The sequence below is a fragment of the Nonomuraea sp. NPDC050786 genome, assembly GCF_040654115.1.
Taxonomy (GTDB): Bacteria; Actinomycetota; Actinomycetes; order Streptosporangiales; family Streptosporangiaceae; genus Nonomuraea.
Genome location: NZ_JBFAHJ010000007.1, coordinates 325877 through 346874, shown reverse-complemented (window position 1 = coordinate 346874; position 20998 = coordinate 325877). Strand labels below are relative to the sequence as shown.

The following is a 20998-nucleotide window of genomic DNA, read 5'->3' as shown; positions in this document are numbered from 1 at the left end:
ATGCTCTCGGTGATCGTTCCCGTGTACCGCAATGCGGAGTTCATACCGCAGTTGATGGTGGAGTTCACCAAAATCGACGCCGCCGCCCAGGAACGTTACGGAATGACGGTGGAGTTCGTCCTGGTGGTGGACGGGAGTCCGGACGACAGTTTCGAACTCCTCCAGGCGGCTCTGCCGACGGCGCCGTTCCGGTCGCAGCTGCTGCTCCACGCGCGGAACTTCGGCTCCTTCGCCGCCATCCGTACCGGTCTCCGTGCGGCCAAGGGCACGTACTTCGCCGTCATGGCCGCAGACCTCCAGGAGCCGCCGGAGCTGGTGCTCAAGTTCTTCGACAGGCTGGTGAATGACGTCTCGGACATCGTGGTGGGAGTGCGCGAGGGCCGCGACGATCCGGGAATGAGCCGCCTCTTCGCCAATCTCTTCTGGCGCTTCTACCAGCGTTTCGTCGTGCGGGAGATCCCGTCCGGCGGGGTCGATGTCTTCGGCTGCAACCAACGGATCCGGGACGAGCTGCTCCGGTTGGAGGAGTCCAACACCTCGCTGGTCGGGCTCGTGTACTGGCTGGGCTTCCGGCGCAGCGAAGTTCCTTACCGGCGGCGTGCCCGGGTGTACGGGAAGAGCGCGTGGACGTTCGGTAAGAAGATCGATTACTTCAAGGACAGCGTCTTCGCCTTCACGGACCTGCCCGTTCGCATCCTCACGGTCATCGGCCTCCTCGGCTTCGCAGTGGCCGGAGCCCTGGCGCTCTTCGTGATCGTCATGCGGCTGACCGGCCATATCCACGAGGCCGGCTACGCGGCCACGATCGTGGTCATCACGTTCTTCGGCGCGCTCAACACCCTGGGCGTGGGATTCATCGGATCCTACGCCTGGCGCGGTTATGAGAACACGAAGAAACGCCCGCTGGCCATCGTCCGCACCGCGCGTACGTTCGGCGTGCCATGCGACAGCGACGAGGAGAGTGCCGCCGACCTCGCTTCCACCGGTAGGCGGTCATGAACGATGCTTATTTTCACCCGCAGGCGCTGTGCGCAAGCACGAACGTCGGCGCGGGCACGCGGGTCTGGGCCTTCGCGAACGTCCTGCCGGGCGCTCGGATCGGCCGCGAGTGCAACATCTGCGACGGGGTGTTCGTCGAGAACGACGTCGTGGTGGGCGACCGGGTCACCGTCAAATGCGGCGTGCAGCTCTGGGACGGTGTGACGATCGAGGACGATGTCTTCATCGGCCCCAACGCCACTTTTACCAACGACCCGTTCCCGCGCAGCAAGGTCTATCCCGAATCGTTCGCCCGCACCGTCGTCCGGGCCGGCGCCTCCATCGGCGCCAACAGCACGATCCTGCCCGGAGTGGAGATCGGCACCGGTGCGATGGTGGGCGCGGGGGCCGTGGTGACCCGGTCTGTGCCGCCGAACGCGATCGTGGTCGGCAATCCTGCTCGAGTCACGGGTTACGTCGCCGACAAGGCGGATGCCGGTGTTCCCCTTGGGGATGACGTCGTGCGTTCGCCGGGCGGGATGGCGCTCGGCGTGGGAGGGGCGAGTCTCCACGACCTGCACGTGGCGAAGGACCCGCGTGGCGAGCTGTCGGTGGGAGAGTTCGGGCGCGAGCTGCCGTTCGCACCCGCTCGCTATTTTCTCGTCTACAACGTGCCCGGCAGAGCGGTGCGGGGGGAGCACGCACACAAGGAATGCGCTCAGTTCATGATCTGCGTGCACGGTTCGTGCGGCGTCCTGCTGGACGACGGCCGCAGCCGACGCGAGATCACGCTTGATCGGCCCAGCCGCGGCGTGTACATGCCGCCCATGATCTGGGGGACGCAGTATCGCTACTCCTCCGACGCGGTGCTTCTGGTGTTCGCCTCTCATCACTACGACACCGAGGACTACATCCGGTCGTACGACGAATTCCTGAAGATCGTCGCCGGTGAGCCCATGCCGGCGTGAGGAGTTCCGCACTGGCCCGGTCGCCGGCCTTTCGCATCCCTGGAGGGTGGAAAGCGCGCGCGGCCGGGTCGACTCATGTCCGGCTACGGCACCCCCTGCCTGCTGACGCGCCGTCGCTCGGTCCCCAGCGCGGCGGCACAGCGTTGACCAGATCGTCCGGCGTGGAGCCCTCAGTCCCAGTTCGCCCTGCCGTCTTTCGAGCGTTCCAGCAGCAGGTGCAGCACCTGACAACGCGGGCGGCGGGTTGAGCAGTACCCGCCGCCCGACCTCGGTCAGGGGGAGAACACCAGGTCCACCCAGTAGTTGCTCGAGTTGTAGGTGCTGGTGGGGAAGGAACTTGTCGCGCCGTAGGTGAAGACGCCGTTGCCGCCTGACGCGCCGTCCGCGAGCGCGATGAGGGGGTTCCTGACGTACTGGGTGGTGAAGAACGGTCTGTTGACGGAGAAGAATCCCGTCGGGGTGTGGTACGAGGCGATGTAGGTGGTGTTGGCGTTGATGGCGACAGGTGTCGAGAAGGCCACCTGCTGCCAGCCGGAGGCGCTCTCGTTGGTGAAGGTGGCGCTGGCGAGGAGCTGACCGTCCGTGGTCCACAGGCTTCCTGTGTGGGTACCGGTGTTCTGCGGGCCCTTGTAGAAGCGGATGCCCCGCACCAGGCCGCTCCTGGTCGCCTGGAACTTCACGCCGAGGGTGACCGCCCTGTTGTCCGCGGACTGGACGGCCGGCACCGCCGAGAGGTCCCAGAGGCTGTTGGACGGCAGGAAGACCAGGTCGACCCAGTAGTTTCTGGCGCTGAACGTGCTGCTCGGGAACGTGTTCGTGGCCCCGTAGGTGTAGACGCCGTTGCCGCCGACCGTTGTGCTCGCGGGAGCGGTGAGCGGGCCGTTCGCGTAGTCGCTCGTGAAGTAGCTGGACGATACGGCATACCGGCCGACTGTCGTGTGATACGAGGCGATGTACGTGGTGCCGGCCGCGATGACCACAGGATCGGAGAACGTCACCTGCTGCCAGCCGGACGCGCTCTCGTTGGTGAAGGTGGCGCTGGCGAGGAGCTGGCCGCTGGTGCTCCACAGGCTTCCGACGTGGGTGCCGGTGTTCTGCGTGCCCTTGTAGAAGCGGATGCCCTGAACGATGCCGCTGCTGGACGCCCTGAACTTGACGCCGAGCGTGACGGCCTGGGTGTCGCTGGCGATGGTGGAGGGGATGGTCGAGTTGTCCCAGAGGCTGCTCGACGGCGCGAAGTCCACGTCCACCCAGTAGTTGCTCTGGCTGATGGTGCTGGTCGGGAACGTGCTCGTCGCGCTGTACGTGTAGACGCCGTTGCCGCCGGCGACCGCCCCGCTGGCGGGAGCGATGAGCGGGCCGTTCGTGTACGTCGTGGAGAAGTAGTTCCGGTTCACCGAGAAGTGCCCGTTCGGGGCGTGATAGGAGGCCACGTACGTAGTGCCGGGAGTGACGGGGACAGGCGAGGAGAACGTGACCTGCTGCCAGCCGGACGCCGTCTCGTTGCTGAAGACCGCGGTGGCCAGCCGCTGGCCCGTGGAGGTCCACAGGTTGCCGGTATGCGTTCCCGTATTCCCCGTCCCCTTGTAGAACCTGACCCCGCGGATGTAGCCGGGGCTGGTCACCCGGAACTTCACGCCGAGCTCGACGGGGTTCGGGTCGTTCTGCGAGGTGACGGCCGGCACGGTCGAGGACGGCCAGAGCGTGCACGGTGGGCAGTTCAGGCCGACCGTGACCGTCCGCTGCGTGGGCGTCCCCTGGATGTTGCCGATGTCGTCAACGGCTCTCACCATGATGGTCACTGGACCCGCGGTGGCCGGCGTCGTCCAGTTGAACTGCCAGTTGGTCCGGCCCACCGCCTGCCGCCACTGGTTGCCGCCGTCCACGGAGACCTCGACCGCGGCCACGACGCCGCCTCCCGTGTCGGACGCGGTGCCCTGGATCTGGGCGAGCGTCCCCGTCGAGACCACGCCGTTGCTCGCCGGGTTGGTGATCGCCGAAGTGGGCGGCGCCGTGTCGGTGGACGGCGTCGTGGGCACCAGGCCCGGCTGAATGCTGGCGGGCTGCATACGCATGTCGGCCAGGAGGTTGAGCGTCGCCTGCTGCATGTTGATGTTGGTTGGCGTGCCCGGATTGTCGTGGACGTCATCGAGGCCCCATGCCCACTGGACGGTCCCGGCCCCGAACACGTAGGTGCCGCTGGAGGTCCGGTAGAGCGTCAGGCTGTGAGTGGCGGTTCCCGCTCCGTACGTGGCGCCGAAGTCGAGCAGGTACAGCGACGAGGTCGTCACGGTCGTCCTGGAGAATCTCACCAGGCCGGCTGGGGTGGACTGGTCGTCGGGGGCCTCATCCCATTCGTAGCCGAGCGTGCCCGTCGGGAAGACGGCCGTCTGCCCGGGCAGGAGGTTGGCCACCGACGTATTGCGCCACAGCCGCATGCTGCCGAACTCCGCGGGCACAGTGATGGCGTTGTCCGCGCGGCCGTTGATGCGGAAGAGCGTCCCGGTGAGCGCGTTCTCCGGCCTGCCGCCGTTCGACGGCGGGGAGAAACGCGGGTCACGCCAGGTCCCCGTCCACTGCGGGGAAGGGTCGATCTTGGCGTTCGCCAACGTCTCCTTGTAGCAGACGAGCGTGCGGAAGGGAGTGTTGGTGCCGTCGATGCTCGCCTCCCAGCGCGTCTTCCAGAAGACGTCGTTCCCGGAGAAGAACATCAGGTTGACCCCGCCGTTCCTGGCGGCCGTGACGTTGTCCCGCATGTCGTCGGACCAGTACTCGTCGTGGCCCGACGACATGAAGGCCTTGTGATTCAGCAGTTGCCCGGGCCTGGAGGACGTGTCCACGGTGCTGAAGTAGCTGACGTCGTAGCCGTTGGACTCGATCCAGCGCACCATGGGGTACTCGTCGTTGAAGAACCTGCTGCGTGTGTCGAAGGGGCGGTTGTAGCTCACCTTGTACGCCCGGTTCGCCGGCATACCGCGATAGAGGCTGTTGCCGCCGTAGCGGTTGTACGCCTGCCAGGTGGCGTCTGAGGTCTGGATGAGGAGCTCGGAGTTCCTGGCGTCGTCACGGACAACGAAGATCATTTGGCTCTCTTGATCGACGCCGTCCTCTCTGATCAGGTTGGCGATGAAGACGCCTGAGACGGCGGTGCTCGGCACCGCCCACGACGCCGACACGGCCCAGTTGCCGCAGTCGATCAGGCCGGTCGTCGTGTCTTCCAGGCAGGGTGGCTGTGCCTGGGGAAGCGGCGCGGAGGGTTGGACGGTCGCCATGAGGCGGGCACCCATACCGCCGTAGTAGCCCAGCCGGAAGATCTCGATGCGGTAGTCCGTGGCATCGGTGTTCACCTTGAAATCGAGGGTCTCACCCTTGTTCACGCTGATCTGCGTGGGGAAGCCGGGGATGCCGTTCTGAAAGGACACGTTCCATTCGCTCGGCGGGTTGCCGGGCAGGCTGTTTTCGACGCATATGACGGAGTCCGGCGGAGTGCAGTTGGCCCGCCTCTTCTTGGCCCGCGCGGTCGCGGCTCTGACCCGCTTGCGGAAGGCGGCGGAGTTCTCCTCCGGTTTCCTGCCCGGAAGCCGCGGGAAAGCCGTCTCGGAGAGCTGGTTCTGCGAAAGATCGGCCTTGTTCGGGCGGTCCGCCGCCGTCAGTGCCGACGGCACCGCCGATGGCGGCGGCACGGGCGGCGGCGAGGGCGGTGAGTCGGGGCCCAACAAGCTGATCAGCGACACGAGACCCCCGCCAAAACCGACGAGTGCCGTCCGCAACAGCCGGCGCGCCAAGCGGCCGGCCTTTTCCTGATTGTGTCGCACGAAGCCTCCGGTCGCCATCCATGGCCTTTGCCAGATGGGGCAAGATTCTGGCGACGTAGCCCGTCGGGGGACATTGTGGATAGCCGCATGATCCGATGTTTTTGCCGTCACTTTCTTGCGGCCTAAACCAGCGAACCCGATACGGCCGGATCGCGCGTATCCGTGCCGACCCGGGCGCTTTTCCGTATGAAGGAGGGGCAGAACCGGATCGCATTAAATCGCTTCCTGGCCTGCTGCCGGTCCGTGCCTTTGTCCGGCGACAGCCGTACGCCGGCGGGCAGGTTCCCCGACCAGGCTCTCGCTCATGACCTTGTTAGGGAATGGCAAGGACTCACCCAGCGGCGGGGGTCCCGGACTCGTGATGATCCTTAGCGCGGACACACTCCATTCATGGCCACATCTCAACAAGGATCGCTAACAAACGTCCAACCCGCCTGGTTCCCAGGGCAGAGGAGACATTCCGTCCGCTCCGGGTGGGCACGGCGTGCCTTCGCCTGGTCGCCGGCGGTGCTCACGCTCGGCTTCACCGCGGCCGTGCTGAATCGCTATGGCGTTTCCTTCTCGGACATGGGTTTCTACAGTGCGTATCTTGCGCTGTGCGTCGCGCTTCCGGGCCTGCTCTTGATCCGTGCGCTCTATGGCGGCACGCGCACTCTGGCGGAGGAGATGGCGCTCGGCCTGGCGCTCGGACTCGCCGTGGAACTGGCGGTCTACATTCCGGCTCGGGCGGTGGGATTCCCGCTGCTCGTCGTGGTGTGGCCGATCGCCACGGTCCTCACCTTCCTCGTCGTCCCTAGGCTCCGCGCGCACTGGAAGGGCGGCCCCAGGCACTCCACACCACCGGTCTGGTGGCCATGGGCGCTCGCGCTGATCGTCTGCTATCTGGTGGCCGACAGCGCCTACGGTCACTTCAGCATCGAACCGCTCACCTGGCCGGGATTGGCGCAGTATTCCCCCGTTGACACCTCTTTTCACATGGGCCTTGTCGGTGAGTTGAAGCACCACATGCCGCCGATGAGCCCCGCGGTCGCCGGCGAGCCGCTCTTCTACCACTGGTTCGTGTACGTGCACTGGGCTGCCGCCAGCTGGATCAGCGGGGTGGAGCCGATGGTGCTGCTGCTTCGTCTGGGCGTGCTGCCCATGCTGGCCGCGTTCGTCATCCTGGTGGCGATGCTCGCCCGGCGGGTGATCGGCTCGTGGAAGGGTGGCGTGGTCGCTGTCGTGGCCACACTCGGCCTTGGCGCCCCCCGCTTGTTTCTCGGCTCATTCGCGGGATTCACCTGGGGCGGAATCCGTGATGCCGCATGGACCAGCCCCACGTTCACCTTCGGGGCGCTGCTGTTCGTGCCCGCCATCCTGATCTTGATCGAGCTGCTCGAGCGGCGCAGGCACGACCTTGTGTCATGGCTCCTCCTGGGCGTCTTCCTCATGGCGGTGATGGGCGCCAAAGCCACTTATCTGCCCATGCTCCTCGTGGGGCTCGTGATGGTGGCGGCGATGGCGTGGTGGAAGCGGCGCCGGCTGCCGCGGCCCGCGCTCGCCGCGCTCGGGATGACGGTCGCCTGCCTGCTCTTCGCGCAGTTCGTGCTCTACGGCGGGGCTCGGCAAGGAATGATCATCGCGCCCTTCTCCTACATGGGCGCCATGTGGCACGACCTGACCGGCACGTCAGCGGAGATCGACCCACCGCTGATGTCCTTGCTCGGCGTGATAGCGGTGTACCTGCTGGCGTGGGCCATCACCTGGAGTCCGGTTCTCGGGCTGCTGAGCCGGCCAAGGTTGCTCATCCGCTCCGATGTGGTGCTCATGCTCGGTATAGCCGCCGCGGGCCTCGGCGCGGCGGTGATGTTCGACCATCCGGGCAGGAGTCATTTGTACTTCCTGTGGGGGTCCTACCCCTACCTCGCGATCACCGCGGTGTTCGGGGCCTTCGTCATGCTGCGGGAAGCACGCGTGCCGCTCCGCATCGCCCTGTGCGCGATCGGGGCAGGACTGGCCGGCGCCTACTCCATCCCCCTCCTGTGGGGCATCCGGCCGCCGCTCGCTCCCGGCCAGCTGGACACCGTCCTTTACCTGCCATACGTCGCGCTGCTGGTCGTCGTGGGACTAGGGGCCACTGTCGTGGTGGCCACGAGGTCGGGACTCCGCGGATGGGCTCTCGTGATCTCGGCGGTGGCCGCACTTGGCCTGCCTGCTGCGTACCACGTGCGTGTTTTCACCTTCCTGTCACGCGGCGGCCAGCAGCGGCCGGCCTCCGTGGAGCAGGCGTCGGCGAACCCGCAAGGCGCTCTCGCAGCGGCACGCTGGATACGCGCCCACTCGGACCCCGATGATCTGGTCGCCACGAACGTGCACTGCCGGTGGGGCTTCGAGAACCCATGCGACGGCCGGCAGTTCTGGCCCTCCGCGCTGACCGAGCGGCACATGCTCGTCGAAGGATGGACGTACACGGTGAAGAACGTGGACCGCTGGAAGCCAGGGGAACTGGCGCGGTTCCAGCCCTTCTGGGATCGCGAACGACTGGAGGCGAACGAGGCGGCCTTCCTGTCGCCGTCATCGGCCACGATCCAGCGTCTGCGAGTGCAGTACGGCGTGCGGTGGCTCCTGGCGGACGAACGCCGTCTGCCCCCTGGATCCAGACTCGGGGAGTTCGCCGAGCTGCAGTACCGTGACGGCGACTACGCCGCTTACCGTCTTCCTGCGCCGAACGGCGCAGCCGTGCCTGAGCCCGGAGCCGCGACCTGATTTCTCGCGATCATTCTGTCCGATTCCTCGATGAGGACGGCTCTCGCTAGTAGAGTTCCGCGACCCGGGCGTGAGCGGCCTGCCACGCTCGGGTCGCGGTTTGTCCAGGGGTTTGTGGATCGTGGCGAGGGTGGCCGGCGGGCGACCGCTGCCGATTGTCAGGACAGAACGGTCCCCGCCTTCTCTCTTTACGATCGATCCGGCGCCTTGAACACGTACTCGTTGCAGCCCAGTCCACCAGCACACGTCGTAAGGTGCCGGAGCTCGAAATGACGCTCCCTGAGGAACGCGAACACCTGCTCCGGTTTCGCCACTTCGAAGGGGAAGCCCCCCATCCAGTCGATGAGATCGTGCCTCCTCGACATACCTCGGCGCGTGACCTCACGTGGGGGAGACCCTCCGGCCGCGACCCGTAGCAGGCGTCCCGTAAGGCCGCGGCTTCGGAAGTACGCGTCGCCGGACAGGATCAGGGACTTCCGCATCAGCGGTCCTGCCTGTACATATCGGCGCTTGAGCCGCCACCACAGCCGGCTGGCGGCACCTTGGTCGTTGTAGATCGCGATGTACAGCAGGCCCTCTGGCTTGACGAGGGAGGCGGCAGCGTCGATTGCCCGCCACATGTCTCCGGTGTGGTGCAGCACTCCCCAGGAGTACACAATGTCGTGGCGGCCGAGCGTCTGGATGTAGTCGTCGTCCAGGATCGAGCCCCGGTCCACCGTCCATTCGCTGACAGGAGCGAACTTCCGCCGCAGTTCCGCTGACGCGGCGACCGACATGGGATCGTAGTCGAACGCGCGGACTCTCGCACCGAGCCGGTGAGCGGCCAGCGAGAAGAGGCCGCTGCCGCAGCCGACGTCCAGGAACGACAGACCGGTGAGATCGTTGACGCCGAGCGCCCGGGTCAACGACTCCGTTGCGCGCCCGATGCGGGTATCGTCCACCAGCTTGACATAGGCCAGCCAGTTGTCGCCGAAGGCGAAGCGGTTCTCGTCGGGTTTCATGCAGCTCGTGGCCATCAGGTGATTCCGATCGTGCTCGATGTCGCCGCGCGACTGAAGAGATTTATGCATTGCTTTCCGGGATGCGCGGACGCGGGGTTATCAGGAAATTGTGATCCCCGCCCGGATGCTGATAGCCGTCGCCGGCCGGAACCAGGCGCCCGCCGCGCACGTGGTAGAAGAATTCGTAACCGAATTTCCTGGCCATCTCGGTGACCTCGTCCAGAGTGCGCTGGTTGAGGCACTCGGCGATTATGTGTGGCTGGTGCAGTTCGATGACGTTCGACATGCCCTCGAGCACGCGCGTCTCCAGACCTTCCACATCCATTTTGACCAGACCGACCGGCAGGCCTTCGAGAGCCTGGTCGCCGGTGGTCATCTCAATGCGGACGACGGCCTGGCCGGCCGCAACGGGAAGCAGGCTCGCTGCGCTGTTGTCGGAAGGGACGCTGAGTTCGGCGTGACCGCACGAAGAGGACAGTGCCTTGTTCACCACGGTCACCCGGTCGCCCAGACCGTTGGCGGCGATGTTCGCCATCAGGCTCGGGAGCATCTCCGGATTCGGCTCGAAGGCCACCACTTTCAGCCGGGGGTTCGCGATGCAGGCGAGAATCGAGTAGATCCCTGAATACGCCCCGACGTCGACGAAGACGTCAACGCCCCTGGCGAGGTCGAAGAGCAAACGCTGCGTCGACCGCTCCCAGTCCCGCATATCGGTCCATACGATGCTCCTGGCCAGGAGATCGGTGGTGGAGACGGAATGGTAGAGGAATGGCGTCCCATCGGGTGCGTGCATCTTCCAGATGCCGGAAGGATGCAGCCTTCGCCAAACGGTGGAGGGGATGTGGCCGCGAAGTGCGGCCTTGCGTACGAGCCGCTGAACAGGCGCTCTGAGGACAAGATGGCGCATTCCCAGAAGGAGCCGCTTCGACAGCATACATTTCCTCTGGTTGTATTACGAAAAGGAGTTTCTGCGTAGGAAGATACTCCAGCCAGAAGGCCGGACACCGTGCTCGCCGGTCAACGGCGGACGCGGCTTCAGTAAAGGATCGACGTACGCTGCGGCGCCTGGCGGGTGTATGCGGAGCTCACGCTGGTCGAGGCTGGAGGCCGGGACATGGCGCGATGGTCATGATGATGGCTCGTAACTCACGCCGGATGGCGGGCCGGGGGTGGGCGAAGAGCAGCGTGGTGTGCATCCGTGAACGTCGGCCCGATATGCCAGGACTTTCGTGCAAATATGGCTACGACCGTCCTCTCAGATCGTTCCCGGCTATTTAAGGTGCATATTACGGCCCGAAAGCCCTGCGCTTGGCACGGTGTGCCTTCGGGGCATCTGGGCCGAGAGGTGTTAGCTTGCTGGGCAAGGTCGCTGATGATAATTCTTCAGGACCATTCGGAAAACTTGCAGCCCCTTGCCGGCCGGATGTCGGCCCGTGCGAGGAAGCGAGCGGCACACAGGCTCGGAGCCTCGAATGGTGTTCGAGGCAAGCGTGACCGGCGGTGTCACTTGTGCCTGGGGTGTCTCGACGGGAGTCAATTGCTCTGAGGACCGATGACGGGAGCAGTGCATGCGTGTAACCGTTCTCACGCCCAGCTTCAACCGGGCAGATTACCTGCCGGAGCTGTATCGAAGTCTCATGTCCCAGGACGTTGATCTGGAGTGGCTGATCATCGATGATGGTTCGGAGGACGGCACCGGGGAGGTCGTCCGGGAGCTCGAAGCGCAGAGTCCGTTTCCGATTCGCTATCGCCACCAGCGCAACCTGGGTAAGCATTGGGCATTGAATCATGGGGTCGCGGTCGCCGAAGGCGAAGTGATCGCCCAGGTGGACTCGGACGATCTGATGTGCCCTGGGGCCCTGCGTCGGCTCCTCGAGCACTGGCATGACCTCTCCGACCCGCGCGTCATCGGGCTCCTGGGGCACTGCGTGGACGAATCGGGCCGTTTGATCGGAACCAGATTTCCCGCCGATCCGATCGACGCGAACTGGCAAGAGATGGCATATCGGTATGGGGTTAAAGGGGATAAGTCGGGAATTTTTAGAACTGATATCCTTCGATCCCATCCGTTTCCGGAAATTCCGGGCTATGTCGCCGAAAGTGTGGTCTGGAGGCGGATAGGGCAGAGATATCTGACGCGCCACGTCAACGAAGACATTGTCGTCTGCCGGGCGTCCGCGGCGAACCGCATCACCGGACGGCCTTTCGCGGAGATAGCTTCCGGAGCGAAGCTGCAGCATGGCATCACCCTGACTGACGACATGGCCTGGTTCCGCGCGCGGCCGGCGGCGTTCTACCGGGCCGCGGTTCACTACTCGCGAGCCTGTTTCCATCTGAAGGAGCCGGTGTGGTCCCGCGCCCGGGAATTCGACATCGCGATTTCCAAGGCTATGGTTCTCGGCGGCATGCCGCTCGGGTGGCTCCTCTACCAACGGGATGTACGGCGCTCCTCGCGTTGAAGCCGGCGACCCAGGCGGGCCCCGTATGAAGGGTCCGGGACGTGCTCGCATCGGCTTCCGCCTGCGGGCCGGACGGCAAACTCACGACCCTCGGTGAACGAGCGGCAAGAACACCGGCAGCACCGCTGCCGGGGACCGCTGTTCAAGAGGCTGACAGACATGGCGAAGAATCGATAGAGGGAGATACCTTGCAGCAGGACATCGCAACGAGTGCCCGAGCCGCGTCGTCGCAATCCCCAGAATCGCCGGGCTGCCTCCGTATAAGCATCATCGGCTGTGGATATCTGGGCACGAGCCACGCCGTGGGCATGGCTCAACTCGGCCACGACGTCATCGCCCTGGACATCGACGAGGACAAGATCGCCGCTCTGTCGGCGTGCGAGCTCCCCTTCTACGAGCCCGGTCTCGGCGAATTGCTACGCAAGAACGTGGAGTCCGGCCGGCTACGCTTCACCACCAGCTATGACGAGATCGCCGGCGCCGACGTCCATTTCGTATGCGTCGGAACACCACAGCTCGCCGGCTCGTTCAACGCGGATCTGCGATGGGTCGAATCGGCGTTCGCCGAGCTGGCGCGGCGGCTGACCGAACCGGCGGTCATCGTGGGCAGGTCAACGGTGCCCGTGGGAACAGCGCGGCGCATGGCGGACCTCGTGCGCGGCCACACGGGCCGCGTCGAGGTGGCGTGGAACCCGGAGTTCCTTCGCGAAGGACGCGCGGTCGAGGACACGCTCCAGCCTGCTCGCCTGGTCTTCGGCGTGGAGTCGCCGCAGGCCGAGCGGCTGCTCCGGGCCGTCTATCGGCCGATCATCGAGGACGGCTGTCCTGTCGTGGTCGGCGATTACGCCACCGCCGAGCTGGTCAAAGTTTCGGCGAACGCGTTTCTCGCGACGAAGATCTCGTTCATCAACGCCATAGCCCAGATATGCGAGGCGACAGGCGCTGACGTCCTGCGGATCGCTGAGGCACTCGGCCATGATGTGCGGATCGGCCGCGACTTTCTCGGTCCTGGACTCGGTTTCGGCGGCGGCTGCCTGCCCAAGGACATTCGAGCCCTGTACGCGTGTGCGGCAGATCTCGGCCTCGCCGACGTCGCGACGCTCATCAGGCAGATCGACGTCGTCAACACGAGCCGGAGGGAGCGCGCGTTCGCCGTCGGGCGGGAGCTTCTGGGTGGCTCCTATGCGGAGAAGCGGGTCTGCGTTCTCGGCGCCGCCTTCAAGCCGAACACAGATGACGTTCGAGACTCTCCCGCTCTCGCGGTGGCGGTCGCCGCTCATGAAGCGGGCGCGCGGGTCGTCGTGCATGACCCCGTCGCCATGGAGAGTGCGCGGCGAGTGCATCCCGAGATCGAGTACGCCGACACGGTCCTCATGGCCGCACGGGATGCCGATGTCATCATGCTGCTCACGGAGTGGACCGACTTCGCGGACATTGATCCCGTCCAGCTCAGCGGCGTCGTGCGCTGCCGGAACATGCTGGACGGGCGCAATGCCCTCACCCCAGAGCGCTGGCGTTCAGCGGGCTGGACCTACCGAGCCTGAGGGCCGTTCGAAGTCGCCGACATGACAGCCGCTCTGCTTCGAATGGCTGACTCCACCTGCCTCGCCAACCCGGTACGCAAGTCGATGGTGGGTTGATAGCCGATCAGGTCCTTCGCGTGAGAGACGTCGGCATGCGTTTCCCGCGCCTCACCGACCTGTGCCTGCGCGAAATTGAGGGATACCGGCCGGCCGACGATGTCCCCGACGAGGTCGGCCACCTCGAGCACCGATGTCGTGACACCTGTGCCGATGTTCAACACCTCGGCCTCGGCATCCGCCTCCATGGCCAGCAGGTTGGCCCGCACGATGTCCGCTACGAACGTCAGGTCCCTTCGCTGCTTCCCATCGCCCAGAACCGTGAAGGGTTTGCCGGACAGCGCCGATTCGATCAGCCTGCTTATCAGCATGTCACCGCGTTGCCTGGGACCATAGACCGTGAAGTAGCGCAGGGCCACGACCGTCGGCCCCGATGGTGTGCATCTGGCGTGGGCGAGGGCCAGCTGCTCCGCTGCGAGCTTCGTCACCCCGTACGGCGACAGGGGAGTGGGCAGGTCTTCTTCGGTGACCGCGCCATCGGGCGCACCACCGTACACGCTCGACGAGGACGACACCACGACACGGCGGACCCCGGAACGGGCAGCCGCTTCCATCAGGAGGTGGGTGGCGACGATGTTGCTCGTCGCATAGCTGGAGAACTCCGCCCCCCATGACGAGCGAACCCCGGGCCGAGCGGCGACGTGAAAGACGGTGTCGGCTCCCTCGAGTTGCGGCTCCAGAGATATGTCGGCGAGATCACCGCGAATCAAGGAGAAGAGCTCACTGTCCATGTTGGGCTGGAGGTTCCGCTCGGTGATCTCGGCCGGGTGCCCCTGGCAATGATCGATTCCCACCACCTGATGGCCGGCGTCCAGCAGCGTCCTCGTGATGTGTGAACCGATGAATCCGGCGGCCCCCGTAACCACAATGCGTTTCCCCGGCGCTGTCTTCGAAACGTCTACAGAGGCGGCCGTCGCGCGCGTCATGGAATTCCCTCCACTGTCCCGAGAATCTCTTGTCGGGGGGCCTGCTGATACTCTGCCAGGCAGTCGCGCCGAGAATGAGCGTAGCCGGCTTTCTCGCGGAGGCGTGTCGCGAGACGCTCGGACGGCAATCTCCAGGAATGCGCGTCACCGGAACAGGCACCGTCAACTCACCTTAATTATTTCGGCAAGATCGCTCGTTTTCGGCTTGCCGTTCCCGGTCCTCCGGGAGATTCCCGGTTCATCCTGTTCAGGTGGCGGAGCCGGCGCCGCTATTTCTGGTGCTGATTTCATGATGAGAGCAACAGGTCGAAAGGCTGAGTCATGCCGAAACAAGACCGTTCGGTTCTCCGCCGTGTCACACTTCTCATCGGGCAGTTGGGACGGGGCGGCGCCGAGACGCAGATAGTCCTGCTTGCTCAGGGCCTGCATGCCAGGGGCATCGAGGTCCACGTGGTGCTCATGTCCAAGGGGGGACCGCATGAAAGGACCCTCCGTGACGCCGGGATCAAGGTGCATCGTCTTGGTTTTGCCCGCAGGGCCAACGGAGCGCCTGATCTGCTGCGATGCTTGCGGGGTTTCGCGCGCCTCGTCCGCATCCTGCGGAACGTCCGCCCTCAGGTTCTGCACGCATACCTCTTCGAGTGCCGCCTTCTAGGGGCCCCCGCGGCTCGGCTGGCCGGCGTTCCGGTCATGGTCGCCGGCTGGCGCAACTCTGGTGAGCCACGGCGGCGGAGTGTGCTCGCGCTCGAGCGAGCAGCGGGCTGGATGGCCGATCATGTTGTGGCGAATGCCGTCGCCGTGGCCGAGGACGCGCGAACCGTCCTGAAGAGCCCAGCGCACAAACTGAGTGTGATCTACAACGGTCTCCGGCCCCGCGCGTTCGATGCGGCCGAGCCGCAGGTCGTCGACACCGATCTGCCTGTGGTGCTGTGCGTGGCGAGCCTGACGTCCCAGAAGGGGCACAGTTTCCTGCTCGAGGCTGCTGCATTGTTGCGGCGGCGCAGCCGGCCGTGCACGTTCGTGCTCATCGGTGAGGGCCCGGAACGTCGCTGCTTGAGTGAGCTGGCGCGCGAGTCGGGCGTGGACGCTCGATTCCTTGGGGAACGCTCGGATGTCCAACCGTTTCTGGCCCGTGCTGACGTGGTGGTTCTTCCTTCGCTGTGGGAAGGCATGAGCAACGCCGTCATGGAGGCGATGGCCATGGGGCGGCCGATCGTCGCCACCGCGGTAGGCGGCACACCGGAACTGCTGGAAGACCGCGGTGTCCTGGTGCCGGCCCGTGATGCTGGCGCCTTGGCCGACGGCATCGCCCGGGTGGTCGACGACCCGGACCTCGCGGCGGCGCTGGGACGCGCCGCCCGCGCCTGGGCGCGCAAGAACCTCGACGTCGATGCCATGGTCGATCAGCACATCGAACTGTATCGGCGGCTCGCGGACACGCGACTGCGACGAAGGGCTGGGGATGGTCGCCGAGCGTAACATCTCATGCATGATCCGTTAAGTGGTGAGTCGCCATGTCCCGACGATTTCTGGAGGCTTGATGTGCGGTATAGCGGGTGTCGTCTCCTCCGCAGGCGTCAACCCCGAGCTGGTGCGGGAGATGTGCGAGGTCATCACCCATCGTGGGCCGGACGGCGAGGGCTATCACGTGGAGCCCGCCGCCGCACTGGGCATGCGACGCTTGGCGATCATCGACGTTGACGGCGGACAGCAGCCCGTCTCGAACGAGGACGGCACTGTGGTCGCCGTCTTCAACGGCGAGATCTACAACTTCCCGGAGTTGCGCCGGGAACTCTTGTCGCGGGGGCATCGCCTGTCGTCGTCGGGTGACTCGGAGTGCCTGGTGCACCTCTACGAGGAGTACGGTGACGATCTCGTGCACCGGCTCAGGGGGATGTTCGCCTTCGCGATCTGGGATCGTCCCCGGCAGCGACTGCTCCTCGCCCGTGACCGCGTCGGGAAGAAGCCCCTTTACTGGCATGCGGATCACTCGTCGATCCGGTTCGCGTCGGAACTGAAGTCCCTCCTGCTCGATCCCGCAGTGCCCCGTGACGTCAATCTGGTCGCCCTGCACCACTACCTCACGTACCAGTATGTCCCGGCGCCCTGGTCGATCACGGAAGGCGTCCGCAAGCTCGCTCCCGGCCACCTGCTCGTGTGGGAAGGAGGCACCGCGGAGGTGCGCCGTTACTGGCAGCTGGACTCCACCCCGCGCCCCGTCGCCGACGAGCGGGCGGAGGAGGAGCGCCTTCGCGAACTGCTGCTGGAGGCGACCAGGATCCGGATGGTCAGCGAGCGCCCGCTCGGCGCGTTCCTCTCCGGCGGGATCGACTCGTCCGCCGTGGTGGCCGCCATGGCCATGCAGACCAGCGAGCGCATCAAAACCTTCAGCATCGGCTTCGAGGACCCCCGCTTCGACGAGCGCGGCTACGCTCGATCGCTCGCCAAACATTACGGCACCGACCATCACGAATTCGTGGTCTCGCCCGATCTCCTCGACATGCTTCCACGTCTCGCCTGGCACTTCGACGAGCCGTTCGCCGACTACAGCGCCATCCCCAGCTTCTACGTCGCCCAGCTCAGCCGCGAGCACGTGACGGTCGTGCTCAACGGTGACGGCGGCGACGAGTGTTTCGGCGGCTACCGGCGGTACGTCCTCGCCGCTCGGTCCGTGAGGATTCCCACGGCTCCGCCCTCCGTTGCGCCCGTGCTGGCCCGGCTAGGTGCCAGGCTTGCCCGGCGCCACTCGCAGCTCCTGCGACGGCGGGCAGGAAGAGCACTGCAATACCTGAGCCTGCCCACACCCCGGCGACACGCACAGCTCATGTCATCCTTCACTTCCGAGCAGAAGACCTGGCTTTACAGCGAGTCACTCCGCTCGCGGCTGCGCGAGATCGACAGCCACACCCTGCTCGACGACGCTTACCTGTCCTCGAAGGCCGGCACCGATCTGGCCCGCATCCTGGACGTCGACGTCAACACCTACCTTCCCGGGGACCTCCTCGTGAAGGTCGACACCACGACGATGGCTCACTCGCTCGAAGCGCGCTCGCCACTGCTCGACCACGAGCTCATGGAGTGGGCCGCCGGACTTCCTGTCGACCTCAAGGTCCGGGGAGGCGAAACCAAACGGATCTTCCGGCGAGCTGTCGCATCGTGGCTGCCGGACGAGCTCGTCACCCGGCCGAAACAGGGCTTCGGCATCCCACTCGCGGCGTGGCTCCGGGGCGAACTGCGCGAGCTGGCCTTCGACACCCTTACGGATCACACAGCGAGAACCAGGGGCTACTTCCGGCCCGAAGCCGTTCGTCAGCTGCTCGAGAGCCACCAGAAGGGCGCCTCCCACAGCGGCAGGATCTGGGCGCTCCTCCAGTTCGAACTGTGGCATCGGGCCCATGAGCACACGGCGGCCACGTGCTCCGCGCCGTGATCTCTTCGCATCTCTCACCTGCCACCTCATCACGAGCCTCCGACAAGGCGAAGGTCGCCTTGACCATGGCCACCCAGGTGCTCCGGCTGGTCCTGGGCATGGCCACCGGCGTGGTCCTCGCTCGAGCGCTCGAGCCGGAAGGCCGTGGCGTCTACGCCGTGATCACCACCACGGGGATGACCGCGATCATTATCGGCCATCTCTCTGTGCCGTACTCGCAGATCGCCTTCTGGAAGGAAGGCCTGCTGAACCGGGTTCTTGCGGCGAACGGCCTTCTTCTCGGCCTGCTCTCGGGTTCCGTGGCCATGATCGGGGCTCTTGCCCTGAGTCCGATCATCCTGCCGGGTGCGCCGGCTCTGGTCACGGCGGCAGTGACGGTGGTGCCCTTGGGCGTCGTCATCAGTAACCTGCGAGGCATCCTTCTCCTCCAGGGCCAGGTGAACCTGGTGAACCGGAGCAACCTCACCTCGGCCGCGATCCAGTGCGTGGGGGTGGCACTGCTGGCCGGGGTCGGTCACGTGCACATCGCCGCCGTGGTCGCTCTGTGGTGGGTGTTCACCGCGGCTCCGCTGTTCCTGTACGTTCGTGCGCTTCGCCCGCGCCTCGCTCATGCCGATCGAGGACTCGCGCTGCGCCAGCTCGGCTTGTCCGCCCGCTATCACGGTGGCCCGATCGCGGTGCACCTGCTGATCACGTGTGATGTCCTGCTGCTCAACGCCATGGTCTCGCCGTCGGAAACGGGGCTCTACACCGTGGCGGCCAGCGTGCTCGCGCTCGCCTATGTTCCCGCGGACGCCATAACCATGGTGGTGCTTCCACGGCAGGCCGGCGACGACCCGGCGGGCTCCAAATCCGCCACCGCCCGAGCGCTCTGGGTCACGCTCCTGTCATCCTCCGCCTGCGTGGGGTTGCTCGCCGCCGCGTCTCCCATCCTGGTTCCCTTCGTGTACGGCGACTCGTACGCGAAAAGCGTCACCTCCCTCTTGCTGCTGGCTCCGGGAGTGGTCGCGCTGTCCATGGTGAGGCTGACAGAGCAGTATCTGGTCCGGCTCCGCCGTCCCTTGGCGATGGCCGGAATCTGCACGGGGGCGCTCATCTTCAATGTCGCGCTCAACCTCTATCTGATCCCCCGCTGGGGAGCGCCCGGCGCCGCCGTATCGTCGACCCTGTCCTACGGTCTGCTGGCGCTCACCGAGTTCGTGTGGTTCCGTCGGACGCGCGGGACTTCCTGACGCCGGCGCCGCGACGGCCAGGACGCCGCGATCACGGCAGATGTCACAGTGCCGCAGCTTGCTGCTCCGGTTGCCGCAGCCTTCTCATCTCGCGCAGGAAGCGCAGGTACTCGGACGGTGTCGGGGAATACCACTGCTTGCTCTCGAGATCCGTGCGCTGGAAGGGTCGCGCGCGGCCGTCCAGGACCTCCCGCACAGCCCTCGCCATGGAGTCGAGAGCGCCCAGGTACTGCTTCACGGGCAGCGTGCGGTAGGTGTCCGTGAACGGATCGACGGCGATGGTGGCCTGCGCCAGCACCTCACCGGTGTCCACGCCGGGATCGACCAAGTGGATCGTGGTGCCGACGAGATCGGGCCGTCCCTCGTACACCGCCCAGAAACCACCGTGCACGCCTCGGTAGCGTGGCGTGATCCCGACATGGATGTTGACGAAGGCGGGCGCGCACGCAAGGATGCGCCGCGCGATGATGCCCGTCCCCGAGACGACGACCGCGCCGGGCCGCTTTTCGCGCAGCACCTCGGCTACTTCCGCACTGTTCACCGAATCCACGTCAAGCACGTCGATCTTGCTGTCGGGCGGACGGCAGTCGTGCCCGGCGAGCAGCGCCGCATTGCGGGCCCGCGAGCGTGGCTTGATCACCAACCGGTCGTAGCCGAGGAAGGCCAGCTGGGCGGCGACGGCGCGGGGACCCAGCTTCCGCAGCCGGTGCCGCAGCATCTTGCTCTGCCGCGGCCTCTCGAAAACGACCATCGACACGTCGAACCGCGCCGCCAGGTGGTTGATCAGCAGATACGACGTCTCGCTCCGGGTTGCCAGGATGACGAGCCCGCTCACTGGTGCTCTCCCGGCAGGCCGGCGCCGGCGAGGACATGATCGGCGGCCTGCGCCATGGTCATGACGGCCAGATCTTCCCTGTCACGGCGCAGGGAGACGTGACGCAGGATGCGCTCGAACGTGTCGAGCATCCTGGGGTCCCCGCCCAGGTTGAAGGGGTGGAACCACAGATGGTAGATCTCCCCGCGGCGGACCGCCCGATCGAGGCCGAGCCGGGCCTGCCTGATCCGTGACGAGTGGGGGATGAGTCTTCGCGGCCCGTTGCTGCCGATGAGAAATTGCGAAGCCGGCAGGTTGACCAGGCGGTCGCCCGCAAGCAGCGTGCGCGGAGCGTAGGTCGGCGCGGGAGTGCCCGCGGCGCGATCCAGGAAATGCAACGCGCCGAGTCGATGTCCGTACCAGTTCTGCTCGAGGCCCCGGTAGGCGATTATCCCGAAACTCGGGAGTAGATCGAGATAGGCAATCTGGTTGCGTGGGTAGACGATCGAGCGCATGAGAATGCCGAACTGCTCGCTCACCTCCGCGGCGGCCCGAAGCTCCTCCTTCCACACCTCGCGCGTGGTCGCCCTGTCGTGTGCGTAGACGTGCGAGAAGGTGTGCGTGCCGATCTCGTGGCCGGCCCGCGCGCCGCCCAGCCAGTCCAGCAGGTACGGCGCGCTGTACCAGCGCTCGGGTGTTCGGCCATGTCCGTTCGGCAGGAGCAGCCGGCCCACCACGGCCCAGGTGGCGGGGATTCGGTAGATGTCGAAAAGGTCGATTATCCGCCGTATGACCTGTGGTTCTTCGTCAAAAATTCGCGCCAGCGCGGGCAGGTCTTCTGCATTCGTTCCCCACGCGAGTTCCATGTCGATGGAGATTATGCATATTCCGGGCATGTGGCGAGGCTATCAAGCTGCCATTCCGGGATCGACGAGCCTCGGCCTGATTCGCGCGTGCATTTGGTTAAGTAATTGCCATGCACATGCGCAT

At 65.8% G+C, this 20998-nt stretch carries 14 protein-coding genes; 8 read left to right on the top strand and 6 right to left on the bottom strand.

Annotated features, from left to right (window positions below):
• Together AB0H84_RS17055 and AB0H84_RS17050 are read left to right on the top strand one after the other, a co-directional pair.
• Entirely contained in the window at positions 1-999 is a 999-nt protein-coding gene (locus AB0H84_RS17055; RefSeq protein WP_357604256.1) for a glycosyltransferase family 2 protein, read from the top strand.
• Entirely contained in the window at positions 996-1946 is a 951-nt protein-coding gene (locus tag AB0H84_RS17050) for a WxcM-like domain-containing protein (RefSeq protein ID WP_357604254.1), read from the top strand. The genes AB0H84_RS17055 and AB0H84_RS17050 overlap by 4 nt, the downstream gene beginning before the upstream one ends.
• Before the next feature lie 272 nt (positions 1947-2218).
• Here the strand turns inward: AB0H84_RS17050 and AB0H84_RS17045 are convergent, their stop codons facing one another.
• Complete coding sequence (locus AB0H84_RS17045; protein ID WP_357604252.1) at positions 2219-5680, bottom strand: DUF4082 domain-containing protein; 3462 nt, start codon at positions 5678-5680, stop codon at positions 2219-2221.
• A gap of 648 nt (positions 5681-6328) precedes the next feature.
• Between AB0H84_RS17045 and AB0H84_RS17040 the strand changes: the two genes are divergently transcribed.
• Positions 6329-8506, top strand: coding sequence for a hypothetical protein (locus AB0H84_RS17040; RefSeq protein ID WP_357604250.1), 2178 nt, complete (start codon positions 6329-6331; stop codon positions 8504-8506).
• A 188-nt stretch (positions 8507-8694) separates the two neighbouring features.
• Here the strand turns inward: AB0H84_RS17040 and AB0H84_RS17035 are convergent, their stop codons facing one another.
• Positions 8695-9507, bottom strand: a complete 813-nt coding sequence (locus tag AB0H84_RS17035; protein WP_357604248.1) for a methyltransferase domain-containing protein — start codon at positions 9505-9507, stop codon at positions 8695-8697.
• Positions 9508-9568: 61 nt separating this feature from the next.
• Entirely contained in the window at positions 9569-10441 is an 873-nt protein-coding gene (locus AB0H84_RS17030) for an FkbM family methyltransferase (protein ID WP_357604246.1), read from the bottom strand.
• Between the two features lie 634 nt (positions 10442-11075).
• Between AB0H84_RS17030 and AB0H84_RS17025 the strand changes: the two genes are divergently transcribed.
• Positions 11076-11966: a glycosyltransferase family A protein gene (locus AB0H84_RS17025; RefSeq protein ID WP_357604244.1), complete on the top strand. Its 891-nt coding sequence runs from the start codon at positions 11076-11078 to the stop codon at positions 11964-11966.
• Positions 11967-12232: 266 nt separating this feature from the next.
• Positions 12233-13510, top strand: coding sequence for a UDP-glucose/GDP-mannose dehydrogenase family protein (locus AB0H84_RS17020; protein WP_357604289.1), 1278 nt, complete (start codon positions 12233-12235; stop codon positions 13508-13510).
• Here AB0H84_RS17020 and AB0H84_RS17015 read toward each other — a convergent pair.
• A complete protein-coding gene (locus AB0H84_RS17015) occupies positions 13498-14532 on the bottom strand; it encodes an NAD-dependent epimerase/dehydratase family protein (protein ID WP_357604242.1) in 1035 nt (344 codons plus the stop codon). The two genes, AB0H84_RS17020 and AB0H84_RS17015, sit on opposite strands and share 13 nt — an antisense overlap.
• A 321-nt stretch (positions 14533-14853) precedes the next feature.
• Here AB0H84_RS17015 and AB0H84_RS17010 point away from each other — a divergent pair, with 321 nt between their 5' ends.
• The 3 genes from AB0H84_RS17010 to AB0H84_RS17000 all read left to right on the top strand — a co-directional run bounded on the left by AB0H84_RS17010 (position 14854) and on the right by AB0H84_RS17000 (position 19194).
• The gene (locus AB0H84_RS17010; protein WP_357604240.1) at positions 14854-16011 is read left to right on the top strand and encodes a glycosyltransferase; all 1158 of its coding nucleotides are present in this window, start codon (positions 14854-14856) and stop codon (positions 16009-16011) included.
• 61 nt (positions 16012-16072) lie between these two features.
• Positions 16073-17962, top strand: coding sequence for an asparagine synthase (glutamine-hydrolyzing) (gene asnB / locus AB0H84_RS17005; protein WP_357604238.1), 1890 nt, complete (start codon positions 16073-16075; stop codon positions 17960-17962).
• A gap of 65 nt (positions 17963-18027) precedes the next feature.
• A complete protein-coding gene (locus tag AB0H84_RS17000) occupies positions 18028-19194 on the top strand; it encodes a polysaccharide biosynthesis C-terminal domain-containing protein (protein WP_357604236.1) in 1167 nt (388 codons plus the stop codon).
• A 43-nt stretch (positions 19195-19237) separates the two neighbouring features.
• Here the strand turns inward: AB0H84_RS17000 and AB0H84_RS16995 are convergent, their stop codons facing one another.
• The gene (locus AB0H84_RS16995) at positions 19238-20029 is read right to left on the bottom strand and encodes a formyl transferase (RefSeq protein ID WP_357604234.1); all 792 of its coding nucleotides are present in this window, start codon (positions 20027-20029) and stop codon (positions 19238-19240) included.
• Positions 20026-20874, bottom strand: a complete 849-nt coding sequence (locus AB0H84_RS16990) for a polysaccharide deacetylase family protein (protein ID WP_357604232.1) — start codon at positions 20872-20874, stop codon at positions 20026-20028. Before AB0H84_RS16990 ends, AB0H84_RS16995 begins: the two co-directional genes overlap by 4 nt.
• Between the last annotated feature and the right edge of the window lie 124 nt (positions 20875-20998).

Coding starts and splice junctions, on each gene's coding strand:
- AB0H84_RS17055 (WP_357604256.1), top strand. CDS start 1: ATGCTCTCGGTGATCGTTCCCGTGTACCGCAATGCGGAGTTCATACCG.
- AB0H84_RS17050 (WP_357604254.1), top strand. CDS start 996: ATGAACGATGCTTATTTTCACCCGCAGGCGCTGTGCGCAAGCACGAAC.
- AB0H84_RS17040 (WP_357604250.1), top strand. CDS start 6,329: ATGGGTTTCTACAGTGCGTATCTTGCGCTGTGCGTCGCGCTTCCGGGC.
- AB0H84_RS17035 (WP_357604248.1), bottom strand. CDS start 9,507: ATGAAACCCGACGAGAACCGCTTCGCCTTCGGCGACAACTGGCTGGCC.
- AB0H84_RS17030 (WP_357604246.1), bottom strand. CDS start 10,441: ATGCTGTCGAAGCGGCTCCTTCTGGGAATGCGCCATCTTGTCCTCAGA.
- AB0H84_RS17025 (WP_357604244.1), top strand. CDS start 11,076: ATGCGTGTAACCGTTCTCACGCCCAGCTTCAACCGGGCAGATTACCTG.
- AB0H84_RS17015 (WP_357604242.1), bottom strand. CDS start 14,532: ATGACGCGCGCGACGGCCGCCTCTGTAGACGTTTCGAAGACAGCGCCG.
- AB0H84_RS17010 (WP_357604240.1), top strand. CDS start 14,854: ATGCCGAAACAAGACCGTTCGGTTCTCCGCCGTGTCACACTTCTCATC.
- asnB (WP_357604238.1), top strand. CDS start 16,073: ATGTGCGGTATAGCGGGTGTCGTCTCCTCCGCAGGCGTCAACCCCGAG.
- AB0H84_RS17000 (WP_357604236.1), top strand. CDS start 18,028: ATGGCCACCCAGGTGCTCCGGCTGGTCCTGGGCATGGCCACCGGCGTG.
- AB0H84_RS16990 (WP_357604232.1), bottom strand. CDS start 20,874: ATGGAACTCGCGTGGGGAACGAATGCAGAAGACCTGCCCGCGCTGGCG.